The organism is Streptococcus cristatus (assembly GCF_001578775.1).
GTDB classification, from domain to species: Bacteria; Bacillota; Bacilli; order Lactobacillales; family Streptococcaceae; genus Streptococcus; species Streptococcus cristatus_A.
Genome location: NZ_KQ969062.1, coordinates 1,224,475 through 1,236,994 on the forward strand (window position 1 = coordinate 1,224,475; position 12,520 = coordinate 1,236,994).

The 12,520-nt window shown below is 42.9% G+C and carries 12 protein-coding genes and 1 pseudogene; all 13 read right to left on the reverse strand.

The features are described from left to right. Positions 1-61 precede the first annotated feature (61 nt). Positions 62-1,582 (reverse strand): ABC transporter permease/substrate-binding protein, encoded by a 1,521-nt coding sequence (locus SCRDD08_RS06140; RefSeq protein ID WP_061422869.1) that lies wholly within the window; start codon positions 1,580-1,582, stop codon positions 62-64. Next, positions 1,575-2,303, reverse strand: a complete 729-nt coding sequence (locus tag SCRDD08_RS06145) for an ABC transporter ATP-binding protein (RefSeq protein WP_061422870.1) — start codon at positions 2,301-2,303, stop codon at positions 1,575-1,577. Before SCRDD08_RS06145 ends, SCRDD08_RS06140 begins: the two co-directional genes overlap by 8 nt. Next, entirely contained in the window at positions 2,300-3,262 is a 963-nt protein-coding gene (locus tag SCRDD08_RS06150) for a zinc-binding dehydrogenase (RefSeq protein WP_061422871.1), read from the reverse strand. The genes SCRDD08_RS06145 and SCRDD08_RS06150 overlap by 4 nt, the downstream gene beginning before the upstream one ends. A gap of 14 nt (positions 3,263-3,276) precedes the next feature. Further along, on the reverse strand, positions 3,277-4,041 hold the full coding sequence (locus tag SCRDD08_RS06155) for a nuclear transport factor 2 family protein (protein WP_061422872.1): 765 nt from the start codon (positions 4,039-4,041) through the stop codon (positions 3,277-3,279). A gap of 3 nt (positions 4,042-4,044) precedes the next feature. Beyond that, positions 4,045-4,488 carry a MarR family winged helix-turn-helix transcriptional regulator gene (locus tag SCRDD08_RS06160; protein WP_061422873.1) on the reverse strand — a complete coding sequence of 148 codons (444 nt, stop codon included), beginning with the start codon at positions 4,486-4,488 and terminating at the stop codon, positions 4,045-4,047. A gap of 131 nt (positions 4,489-4,619) precedes the next feature. Next, complete coding sequence (locus SCRDD08_RS06165) at positions 4,620-5,924, reverse strand: McrC family protein (protein WP_061422874.1); 1,305 nt, start codon at positions 5,922-5,924, stop codon at positions 4,620-4,622. Beyond that, entirely contained in the window at positions 5,887-7,419 is a 1,533-nt protein-coding gene (locus SCRDD08_RS06170; RefSeq protein ID WP_081104262.1) for an AAA family ATPase, read from the reverse strand. The genes SCRDD08_RS06165 and SCRDD08_RS06170 overlap by 38 nt, the downstream gene beginning before the upstream one ends. 162 nt (positions 7,420-7,581) lie before the next feature. Next, a complete protein-coding gene (locus SCRDD08_RS06175; protein ID WP_037618002.1) occupies positions 7,582-8,361 on the reverse strand; it encodes an L-threonylcarbamoyladenylate synthase in 780 nt (259 codons plus the stop codon). Between the two features lie 99 nt (positions 8,362-8,460). Beyond that, positions 8,461-9,050 (reverse strand): annotated as a pseudogene (leuD, locus tag SCRDD08_RS06180) (3-isopropylmalate dehydratase small subunit). 9 nt (positions 9,051-9,059) lie between these two features. Continuing rightward, a complete protein-coding gene (gene leuC, locus SCRDD08_RS06185) occupies positions 9,060-10,442 on the reverse strand; it encodes a 3-isopropylmalate dehydratase large subunit (RefSeq protein ID WP_061422875.1) in 1,383 nt (460 codons plus the stop codon). 1 nt (position 10,443) lies between these two features. Beyond that, the gene (locus tag SCRDD08_RS06190; RefSeq protein WP_061422876.1) at positions 10,444-10,710 is read right to left on the reverse strand and encodes a DUF1294 domain-containing protein; all 267 of its coding nucleotides are present in this window, start codon (positions 10,708-10,710) and stop codon (positions 10,444-10,446) included. Beyond that, positions 10,707-11,744 (reverse strand): 3-isopropylmalate dehydrogenase, encoded by a 1,038-nt coding sequence (gene leuB, locus SCRDD08_RS06195; RefSeq protein WP_061422877.1) that lies wholly within the window; start codon positions 11,742-11,744, stop codon positions 10,707-10,709. Before leuB ends, SCRDD08_RS06190 begins: the two co-directional genes overlap by 4 nt. 12 nt (positions 11,745-11,756) lie before the next feature. Further along, positions 11,757-12,520, reverse strand: a 764-nt coding sequence (locus tag SCRDD08_RS11940) for an alpha-isopropylmalate synthase regulatory domain-containing protein (protein ID WP_330997077.1), incomplete at its 5' end; no start/stop codon positions are given.

The window sequence follows — 12,520 nt, forward strand, 5'->3', positions numbered from 1 at the left end:
GTATTCTGTCTATCCACAAGTAAGCAAAAAAGCTAGACATTACAAGTCTAACTTTTATTTCTTATTTTTTTAAAAGTCCTTCCTTGACTAGATAATCACGCGCGACGTCTTCTGCTTTTTTGCCTTCAATGCCAACTTGATAATTCATCTTACTCATCTGACTTTCCGTAATTTTACCAGCCAGCTTATTGAGAACACCTTCCAATTCAGGGTGTTTTTCTAACAATTCAGCCTTAAGGAGAGGTGCCCCTTGATAAGGAGGGAAAAGATGCTTATCATCTTCTAAAATCTGAAGTTGATAACGCTCAATTTCAGGGTCAGTTGAGTAGACTTCCATAATCTGGATATCACCAGATTTAATCGCATCATAGCGGAGGGCTGGCTCCATAGTTGATACATTGAGGTTGAGTCCATAGACAGACTGAAGTCCCTTGTTTCCATCTTCACGGTCGTTAAATTCCAAGGTAAACCCTGCCTTGAGCTTGTCTTGAACTGCTTTAAGATCAGAGATGGTTTTAAGATTGTATTTTTTGGCGACACTCTTGGGTACAGCAATCGCATAGGTATTTTGATAAGCCATGTGATTGAGCAAGACTAGATTGTCCTGTTTTTTGATTCCATCACGCGCTGCTTCAAAAACTTCTTCAGCATCATTGCTGACCTTTGGAGCAGGCTGCAAGAGAGTTCCAGTAATCGTACCGGTAAACTCAGGATAGATATCAATATCACCTTTTTTCAGTGCTTGATAAAGGAAGTCGGTTTTCCCAAAGTTTGGTTTGACCGTCACAGTCATATCCGTATTTTCCTCGATGAGAAGCTTGTACATATTCATAAGAATTTCTGGCTCTGGCCCCAATTTCCCAGCAATGACCAGATTATCCTTGCTTTGTTTAGGTAATAAACTTGGCGTGTAAGAAACGCCTAGTCCGAGGATTAGGACCGCAAAAGCTGCAAAAACCGTCCGAAGCTTGGCCTTTTCCATCCATTTAAGAAGACTATTGAAAAGAATAGCCAAAACTGCGGAGGAAATAGCTCCAATCAAGATCAGACTGGCATTGCGACGATCAATTCCTAGAAGGATAAAGGAACCTAGTCCACCAGCTCCGACAAGGGCTGCCAGAGTTGCTGTTCCGATAATCATTACCGTTGCCGTCCGAACTCCTGACACGATGACGGGCATTGCTAGAGGCAGTTCAAACTTTTTGAGTCGCTCCCACTTGGTCATCCCAAAGGCGACTCCAGCTTCCTCTAAACTAGGATCAATCCCATTCAAAGCCGTGACAGTATTTTCTAAAATCGGGAAAATAGCGTAAATCACCAGAGCAGTCAGTGCCGGCAGTGTGCCAATTCCCATAAGCGGGATAAAGAGTCCCAGCAAAGCCATTGAAGGAATGGTTTGAAAGATTCCTGCAATTTGCAGCACCCAATTGGCCGCTTTTTTGTGACTATTGAGATAGATGGCGAGCGGAATAGTCAGGAAGATGGCCACTAGTAAGGTCAGAAGAGACAGCTGGAGATGTTGCCCTAAGGCTGCCAACCATTCGCCAAAGCGCTCTTGAAAGGTAGAAATTAAATTAGTCATGTTGAACACCTCCAAATAAATCTGCTACGAAGCTGGTTGCAGGTGCAGATAAGATTTCCTCAGGTGTCGCCACTTGACGAATCTCCCCGTCCTGCAGAACGGCAATCCGATTCCCCAACTTTAAAGCCTCATCCGTATCGTGGGTCACAAAGATTGTTGTCATCCCAAACTGCTCATGGATACTCTTGGTCAAGCTCTGCAATTGCTTACGCGAGATGGCATCAAGAGCAGAAAAAGGCTCGTCCATCAGCAGGATTTTGGGTTGAGCGATAATGGCACGGACAATGCCCACCCGTTGCTGCTCACCGCCAGACAGCTCACTCGGCATACGCTGAGCATAATCTTCAGCAGGCAAGCCTACAAGCTCTAGCAATTCATCGGTCTTCTGCTGAATATCTGCCTTGCTCCATCCTTTCATCTCAGGAATGAGAGCAATATTTTCAGCCACAGTTAGATTTGGAAAGAGGGCGATCGCCTGTAAGACATAGCCTGTAGAAAGGCGTAGTTCACGCTCATCATAGTCTTTGATGCGCTTGCCATCCATGTAAACATCGCCATCTGTAGGTTCCAAGAGGCGGTTGATCATCTTGATCATGGTCGTCTTACCAGATCCAGAAGGACCTACTAAAACCATGAACTCTCCATTCTCAATCCTTAAATTGACATCTCTCAAGACATCTTTTTCTGTATAGCGTAGCGCTACATTTTTATATTCAATCATTGTTTGTCCTCAATTTTTACGATAACCTTGCCAAAAGATTGGCTACTTTCCAGATAAGCATGCGCGTCCTGGATTTGATCAATAGAAAATACTTTTTCAGGTCGTACATCTACCTGATAACGCTCCACAAAATCCACCAAAGCTTGTAGCTTGTCCTGAGACACATTGCCAGAAGCAAAGGTAGTCAAGTAGAGATTGCGGTAAAGCATTTCAATAGGATCAAAGTCTGGAATAGTCCACTGACCGCCCAGCAAGCCACAAGAACAGATAATACCACCTTCTGCCGTACGAGCAAATGTATCGAGAATAGCACTCGGACCGACAAGATCCAAGACCTTGTCAAACTGCTCTTCCGTCTGTAAGACGCCATCCTTGTCCAAAATCACCTGGTCAAATCCTGCCTCTTTTAGTTGCTCTTCCTTGCCCAGACTACGGCTACTTCCCGCTAAATAGACATTTGGAAATTGCCCTTTGAGAAGTTTTGCAAAAGCAATCCCAACACCACTAGTCGCTGCTCGAACCAGAACTCGGTCTCCCTCCTCAATCTTGAGATTGAGATAAGAGCCAAATGCCGTGTAGTAGGTTTCAGGCAGTGCGATTAAACTTTCCAAAGCAAGCTCTGTCCTCACAGGATAAACCTGTTCATCTGGTAGCAAAACATACTCAGCATAACCACCATCAAAAGCGCGCCCCATTTCTCCCATGATGGAGATGACTTGCTGCCCGACCTGCAAATCAGAACAATTGGTCTCCTCTACAAGTCCCACACATTCAATTCCTAAAATCCGTGGAAATTGAACGGAGGGCGATAGTCCTTGACGAGTAAAAATCTCGCTATGGTTGATTCCAAATCCTTGTACCTTGACCAAGGTCCAACCTTCTTTAACAGTCGGTTTTGGAACTTCCACAACCTGCAGAACTTCTGGTCCTCCAGCTTCCTTGACAAGCACAGCTTTCATCTTAGTATCTCCTTTTAAAACTTCCCTCGGTTGGTCAAGTCTTCTACCTTAGGCATGACTTCTTTATTGTCCCAATGCTCCACAATCAAGCCATTCTCCAAACGGAAGATGTCATACTGAGCATAAGCAACCCCATCGATCTGAGTCTGACCATAGCTAACCACATAGTTTCCTTGTCCCAAAAGCTGGAAAACAAAGTCAAAAGTAACCCCGTGTTCAGCCACATAGTTTTTATAAGCAGCACTTCCTTGGCCAATCTCATGATTATGCTGAATCAAATCGTCTGCCACATAATCATTCCACCGCTCCAGTTCCCCATTTTGGAAGATTTCTGTCAGGAAACGACGAACAGTTTTTTTATTTTCTACTGTCTTGTCCAAATCCGTGATTTCAAAATCTCCAAAGATCTGGTCTAACTGTCCATTTTCCGGAGCACGATAGTAGTCAATGACATCCCAATGCTCCACGATACGACCATTCTCATCCGCACGGAAAGTATCAGTCGTCACCCATTGAGCTTCCCCGCCATTGAGATATTGATGAACATGGACGAAGACTAGATTACCATCTTCAATGGTGCGAACAATTTTCATCTCACGCTCGGGATGACGCTCGAAGAAATTTGCAAAGAAAGCCGCAAAACCTTCTTTCCCATCTGGCACACCTGTCGAGTGTTGGATATAAGTATCCCCTACAGACTGAGCTTGAGCCTCAGCAACACACCCGTCTTGAATGGCATGAATATATAGATTTTGCACATTTTCAACTTGTTTTGACATGATTTATGCCTCATTTGCTTTCTCTTTCAGATTGGCTAAAATACGTTCCTGATAATTTTCAAACTGGCGAATTTCTTCCTCTGAGAAGCCTTTATAAAAAATACCATCCAATTTTTGACTGATACGATAGCCAACTTCTTTCTGAGACCAACCCTGCTCCGTCAACTTGACATATTTTTTTCGCTTGTCTGAACCACACTGACTAAAGGTCACCAAATCCTGCTCTTCCAGCTTTTTCAGCATCGTCGTAAGCGTATTGTTGGCCAATCCTGTCGCCAGCGCAATATCTGTAGCCGTCGCGCAGCCTGCTTCACTATTCCATAAAACGGTGAGAATCTTGCCCTGTTCACTCCGATAAAGAGCCTCAGGATCCTGATTCAGTAACTTTTGAAAAATCCGCCCATTCAACAAACGAATATGATGGGCAACTAAATGACTATCTTTCATAAAACCTCCAATTTATTTCTATATCGAATTGTTTTTATTTATTGTAACACCCGATATTACACTTGTCAAGAATTTTGTTCTATTTGGAAATAATTTTAAACTAGGTAAAGAAAAAGCAGGTTAAACCTGCTTTAAAATCTAAAATTTATTGTTTCCGATTGATGTATCTGTTGAACAAAATAGTCATAATTTTCAGCTTCTTGAGGAATAAGAATGGACCACTTTTTCAAGAGCGCCCCGTAACCTGATAATTTACCTATTTCGTTATCAACAACCTTCTCCACGCTTGGGAAAATAAGACCGGCTGTTTTAGCTTCTAAAATGTATGTATAGGAAATCAGTTGATATAAATCCTCACGATTGATTCCTTTTTCAGTAAATTCTAGCTTTTTATATTTGGCATCTAGTATGATTTTTAAATCTTTATGATAGAAGTCCGGATAAACCTTTCGAACATGACTGCTAAATACAGAAATGCCATCCGTCTTTTCTTTATTTCGTGGATGAATAAAACCTTCTGGCAACAATGTCTGGACATACTCTTCCCAAAGCCAAGCAACATCAAAGAGAACACCGTGAATTTTTTGCTCTCGAAGTCCTAAACCATGCTTTTCTCTACTCAGAATCATCAAGCAGAGTTCCTGTAATTTTCTATACTCTCTGAAATAGGCGTGTCGGATGGGTTTGATTTTATTCTTTCTAATAATCTTAACACGATCAGCTAGTTTATAAGACGAAGTCACGCGGATAATTTCTGTTACATTTTCACGATTAGCATCAAACACTCCACTTCCAATTGTTTTCTGATTCTTAATATACTCAATGGTGTGTCGAATCAGCTGCATCATTGGATTATCATAAGCAAACTCTCTAGTAGTGTAAGAAATATTTCCCATAAAAGGAATATTTTTCTTAAGATGATTTCCTACATCAATCACTCCCTTTACATGGCTATCATTATGGAAAAACCTCTGGTATTCCTTATAAAGTCCTTTTCTCAAAGCCGCTTGCAGATATTTTGGGAAGAGGTAAACCAATAGTTGATAGAGTTTATCTTCGCTAGATAAACCAACATCCAAGTTAGTGAGATTGATATTGAGGACCTTCTGCAAGAGATAATGTAAAAAATAGTCGTTATTAGCATTTGAAAAACGAGAGGAAATCGTTAATCTTTCCTGACCGTAACCCAGAAAACCAATCACATTTCCTGTCTTAATGTTCTGATTGACAGTTTCAAAAATTTTATGTCCCTTGTCCAAGTCAGAAGTATTTTTCAAATCATTTGGAAAAATGAAAATACTATCCTCTTGAGAAAGACTTTCTAAAGTTCTATCTAAAAGTACCTGACTAATTTTGGGGTAGATTTCAACAAAATCCTCTTTTTTTATAAGTTGCTGATTATCTGTTATCCGTATCGTCATTTCCATCGCCTTCATTGTCACCAGTTATTGACTGATTGGTTCGCTCGTTGCTTGTCTTATCAAATGCCTTTTTCAAAGTTTCCAACGTTTCAACCTCTTCATAAGAACCTCGCAAGTAGTCCTCTAGGAGCGGCTTAATATAGTCAGACCAGAACAACTTATAGTCAAAGTCTACTTCCTGCAACTTAAGGAAATAACTTGGTCCAACATGGTAATGACTATTGAGCTCTTCTACTTTTTCTATGGCAGCATTCAAGTTTCTTAGACGCATTTTCGCTTCTTCAGCTCCATCTCCAAGAGGTTCATCAAGCATTCCAAGCTGACTTTCAGCCGTGATTTCTACAAAACGGAAACGACGGCGCATGGCAAAATCAAAGGTATCTACCGAGCGGTCAATATCATTCATTGTTCCGATGATGTAGATATTTTTAGGAATATAAAACTTGTCATCAGTCTCATGTAAATTAGCATATTGGGTCGAAACCTCTCCATCCTTACCACGATAGCCCGGATCAATGGAGAAAAAAAGTTCCCCAAAAATCTTAGAAATCTCACCACGATTGATTTCATCGATGACGAAAACGAATTTCTTGTCTGTGTCAATCGTTGGAGATATATAATCGCATAATCCATAACTTTCTTTCATATGATCCAAAACAATTTTTTGATAAGTTTCGTACTTTAAATTAGTATCTTCACCCTTGTACAAAAGATACACTTTTTCTTTGGTAGCAACAGGAGAATCAAACTTCACATTCCCTTGACTGTTTAAACTGGCTGGAACCGAACTACGAGGGAACAAATATTGCCCCTGTTTCTCATTGATAGCATCGGTTAGCTTAGTCCAAGTCTCTTCAAAATTATCTTGCCCTCCTGTCTTCTGAGCTTCTTTAGCTTTTTGACAAAACTTCTTAAAAACTCCATCCTGTAAGCCGAAGCCAATCTGCCCATCATCACTTGGAAGCGGCCGCAAACCCTCTACAAAATCCGTATAATCATAAGAGGGATGGAATTGAACAAAATCGATTTGTTCCTCATTTCCTCCAGTCAACTCCCTTGCAATTTGTCTAGCAAGATAGGTTTTTCCCGTACCGGGAGCACCACGGAGAATAATATTTTTGGATGAAAGCAAAATATTTTTATATTTATCAATATTTTCTGGCATTTTTATCTCCTTAGATCCCTCACCTTTAATAAATAAATACGATTTGTTTATATAAGGTAAAATTTCATTAAATTTTTCTTCACTAGTAATCACATATTCAGCATCTAGTGTCCAACGATGAGTAGCTGGTTTCTTGTCAAACTTCGATAATTCTGATTTATTCAGGCACTTTGATATGATACCTATTTTAATTCCTTCTTTTTGAAAATGAATTTCTATAAAATTTTGTAATTTTCCATTTGAGTTCTTTTTTACCTGAAAAGATGTATAACTCTTTGTTTCATTCTTTTGAGCATCTGGAAATTCTTTCTTCATTCTTTTTAGAAACTCTTCTTTTTTCATCATATAGACTGTATTTCCTTTTCTTTAACGTTATAGCTATAAGACGATTTAACTATTAATATATTCTATATCATAGCATAATTATAGGAAAAATAAAAGAAATTATGAACTAAAAAGCCCAGTGTAAAGAGGAAATCCCTCTCCTACACTGAGCTTCTTTTTATCTTAGTAATATTCGCCCTGACGGTAATCCCATGAGTTAAAGGTATCAGATAGGTGCATCATGATTTTGTCGATATCCAAGCCTTTGCGGATGACCACTGGTGCTGGTGAGATGGAACGTTGCCCACCTTGTTCTGGAATCAGTTTTCCATCCTTGTCTACCATAGAGACCATAACACCTTGCTCGTAGCGAGTTTCAATGGTCTTGTCTGGCTGGATAGAAGCTACATAGTCATCTGCTTCAATAACTAGGTCAACAGCATTTTCGATGCGCTCACCAATTCCTTCGACCTTGCCGCGATTTCCTTTACCGGATGGGTTGGCTGAGGAGGCATAAACCATCTTGCCTTCTTCCCAAAGCTTAGCTGCCAGCTGCTCGCCCGCCTTACCGAACTTAATAACAAAACAGCTCGTGCCACGAACATCTGTCATCAGCTCTTCCCGACCGTCGCCATAGGCTTTGAGCTTTTCAAAAGCTTCTGGCTTCCATGGAAGGATACAACCCAAGAGGATGTCTTCATCCCAATGCTTTTGATAAAAAGCTTCAATTTCCGGATTTAGCTGCGCCAAAGCACGAAGCTCATCCATACTGCCACAGAGGACAACACCTGGCTTATTACGGTTACGAGCCTTAGCTTCGAACTTACGCTCCAAGCCAGCTTTATCGCTGGTCATGATGATGTAACCCACCTTGGTCGGGCAAACGATACAGCCGCCATCGCCTTTCAAGATGTCATAACCTTCTTGTGAAAGCTGTCCGTTCCATTGAATGTGTTTTGTCATAAGTTTCTTCCTTTTCTATTAAATTAAGATTTATTTTACCATATATTTTTATCGGAGACAAGGTTTTTTCAGAATTTTCTCAATATAGAAAAAATATGGTTACTGCCAATAAGATGGACGATTTTTTCATATTCTGCAATCAAATCCTCATACTGCAGCGTAATGCCGATGTCATCCAGACCGTTGAGGAGCTTGTGCTTCCATTCTCCATCAATGTCAAAGGAGAATTCTCCCACCGGTGAAAAAATCTTCTGCCGCTCCAAATCCACCGTCACTTCATCCGTCGGCTTCAGATTAGCCAAGGCTTGCCGCACTTCCAGTGGCTGGACGATAGGCAGCATACCGTTATTCAGCTCGTTATTGTAGTGAATATCTCCGAAAGATCCGGCAATAACTACCTTAAAGCCATAGTCAGCCAAGGCCCAGGCAGCGTGCTCCCGAGAGGAACCCGCACCGAAATTATCCCCTGAAATCAGAATAGTTGCCTTGCGGTACTCCGGTCTATTAAAGACGAAATCAGGATCTTCGGTGTACTGATTGTCCAGATAGCGCCATGCGTACATGAGGTACTTACCAAAGCCTTTTTTATCAATCAACTTGAGAAACTGCTTGGGCAAAATTTGGTCCGTATCGATATTATCGTTCATGAGGGGGACTGTTGTCCCCGTGTAGATTGTAAATTTTTCCATAAAACTTCCTTACTGGACCTCCGGTAGTTGGCGGACGTCTACGAAGTGTCCGGCAATGGCTGCCGCTGCTGCCATGGCTGGACTGCAAAGGTGGGTCTTAGCACCAAATCCCTGACGATCCTCAAAGTTCCGATTGCTGGTTGAGGCACAGTGGACTCCGTCTGGCACCTTATCTGGATTCATTCCCAGGCACATGGAACAGCCTGGATCGCGCCACTCAAAGCCTGCATCCATGAAAATTTTATCCAGTCCCATCTTTTCAGCAGCCCGCTTGACCGGACGGGAGCCCGGTACGACGATAGCTGTTAGATTGGGAGCAATATGCTTACCAGCGACAAACTTAGCTGCCAGCTGCAAATCGCTGAGCCTGGCATTGGTGCAGGAGCCGATAAAGATATAACCTAGGTCAATATCTTCTGCTTTCTTACCCGGTGAGAGGTCCATGTAATTGTAAGCTCGCTCGTCGTTCATATCGCGAATTTCTGGGAAAGCCGCGCCAAACTCTACTCCCATAGAAGGATTGGTTCCCCAAGTCACCATAGGTGCCAGCTCGGAGACATCCATCTCAATGACCTTATCATAGACAGCATCAGGATCACTGACCAGAGTCTTCCAATCAGCTACCGCCGCCTCAAAATCCTTGGGAGCGCCCGGCCGCCCTTGAACGTAATCATAAGTCTTCTGGTCGGGATTCATAATGCCCATCTTAGATCCAAACTCAATGGACATATTGCAGATGGTCATGCGCTCTTCCATGGTCAGATGATCAATGGCATCACCGGCATACTCGACCACATAGCCAACACCGGCAGCTACACCGTATTTGGCAATCAGAGCGAGGATAAAGTCCTTGGAATAGACACCTTTAGGTGGCACTCCGGTAAATTTGACCAACATTTTCTTAGGCTTGACCTGCCAAATGGTCTGTGTAGCAAAGACGTGCTCCACCTCCGAAGTACCGATTCCAAAAGCGATAGCTCCAAAAGCTCCGTGAGTAGCCGTGTGACTGTCACCACAGACGATGAATTTGCCCGACTGCGTCTTGCCCGTTTCCGGTCCAACCATATGGACAATCCCCTGCAGTTCCGATCCGTGAGCCGCATGCTCGATGCCAAAATCCTTGACATTCTCAGAAAGTTTATCAATCTGTGCCTTGGAAATAACATCTCGGATATCATAGATATTGACCGTAGGAACATTATGATCAAAGGTACCAAATGTCAAGTCCGGTCGTCTAACTTTGCGACCCGCATCTCGAAGTCCTTGAAAAGCCTGAGGGCTGGTTACTTCATGAATATAATGCTGATCCACATACATAAGCTGGGGTTGACCTTCTTGGCCTGTTATGACGTGTCTTTCCCAAATCTTATCAAAAATTGATTTTCCAGCCATACTAGCTTCTCCATATGTAATACAAAATTCCAATTTCCACTATTATTCCGCCAATCCAAGCCAACCAGAAATACCATTTCCTAGTCTTGTGATGAAAGAGGCGACCGCCTAATAAAGCGCCCAAACCTCCGGCTGCCAAAGCTGACAAGAGCAAGGTTTTCTCGGGAATGCGGTAGTGATTTTTCTTAGCCTTTCGCTTATCCCAGCCATAAAGCAGGAAAACGACAAGGTTCCATAGCAGGCAAATACCTGTTAGTATCCATTTCATAAGTTATTGATAATGGCCTCCGTCATTTGAGTTGTTGTCGCCTGACCGCCAAGATCTCGGGTTAAAATCCCTTGAGCCAAGGTCTTCTCCACTGCTGCTTCAATCGCTTCTGCAGCTTCTAGCTCTGAAAAACTATCTCGCAGCATCATGGCTACAGAAAGGATCATACTGATAGGATTGGCAATGCCTTGCCCTGCAATATCTGGAGCTGAACCATGAATAGGCTCGTAAAGACTTGGCCCAGTAGCCGAATGACTGGCTGATGGCATAACTCCCAGCGTCCCTGACAGGACACTGGACTCGTCGGATAGAATATCCCCAAAAAGATTTTCCGTTACAACAACATCAAACTTAGCAGGATTGGTAATCATGAGCATCGCAGCGCTGTCCACCAGCTGGTGCTCCAAGGTCACATCTGGATAATCCTTGGCCACCTCATCTGCTACTCTGCGCCAGAGCTTGGATGTTGCTAGTACATTTTGCTTGTCAATACTTGTCACGCGCTTTCTGCGACCACGTGCAATGTCAAAGGCCTTACGGACAATCCGCTCAACCTCTTCATAGCTGTAATCGTTGATATCCCGCGCAGATCTGTCCTCCAAAATATGTTCACCAAAGTAAATCCCACCAGTCAGCTCGCGCACGACCACGAAGTCCACACCAGCAATTCTTTCAGGTTTCAAAGGCGACAAATGCTTAAGAGCATCAAAAATCTTAACTGGGCGTATATTGGCATAGAGTTCAAGCTCCTTGCGCAGAGCGAGCAAGCCTTGCTCAGGACGAACTGGAGCATTATCATACTGGGGACTGCCGATAGCTGCTAGGAGAATAGCATCCGCCTCCTTAACCGCTTCTAGAGTTGACTGAGGCAGAGGATGACCTTCCGCATCGATACCAGCACCCCCAAAAGCCTTCTCCGTGATATGATACGTAAAACCGAACTTGTCCGCAACAGCAGCAAGTACTTGGAGACCGGCTTCCATGATTTCTGGGCCGATACCGTCACCCGCCAGAGCTACAATTTCTTTTGTCATAGTCGCTTCTTTCTAATTATTTGCTGGCAGATCGCGGTAAGATACCTGATGGCCGATTTCACCAGCATTTTCCTTTTGCACAAAGGTATTGGCATGGATATAGGCAATGGCGCTGGCCTTAAGAACATCAAAGTCAATACCAGAGGAGTTGAAAATTGTATCTGTGTCCGTATTTTCAACAGCTACTAAAACACGAGCCTGAGAGTCAATTCCGTCCGTCACCGCCTCGATGTTATAGGCTAAGAGCTGGACAGACTGGTTAAAGAATTGGTCAATAGCATTAAAGATAGCTTCAACACTTCCCTTGCCTTCTGCCACACAGTTGACCGTCTCACCGTCGCCATTAATCAACTGCACATCTGCTGTGATGGTATGATCGTCATTGGTCGTCAGCTGCAGATCATTAAAGTGGAAGCCTTCGGGATTTTCAACTGTCGTTCCAGCAATCAGAGCCCGAATGTCAGCGTCCGTGACTTCATTTTTCTTATCAGCCAAGACCTTAAACTTAGCAAAGAGCTCATTAATTTCAGATTCTTCAAAGTCCAGAGACAGTTCTTTGAGCTTTTCAACAAAGGCGTGGCGACCAGACAGCTTGCCAAGCGGCAGTGAATTGCTCTTGACTCCAACCAACTCAGGAGTAATGATTTCATATGTCAGTGGATTCTTAAGAACGCCATCCTGATGGATACCAGACTCATGAGAGAAGGCGTTGCCACCAACAACCGCCTTGTTCTTAGGCACTGGAATACCTGAGAAGCGGGACACCAACTCAGAAG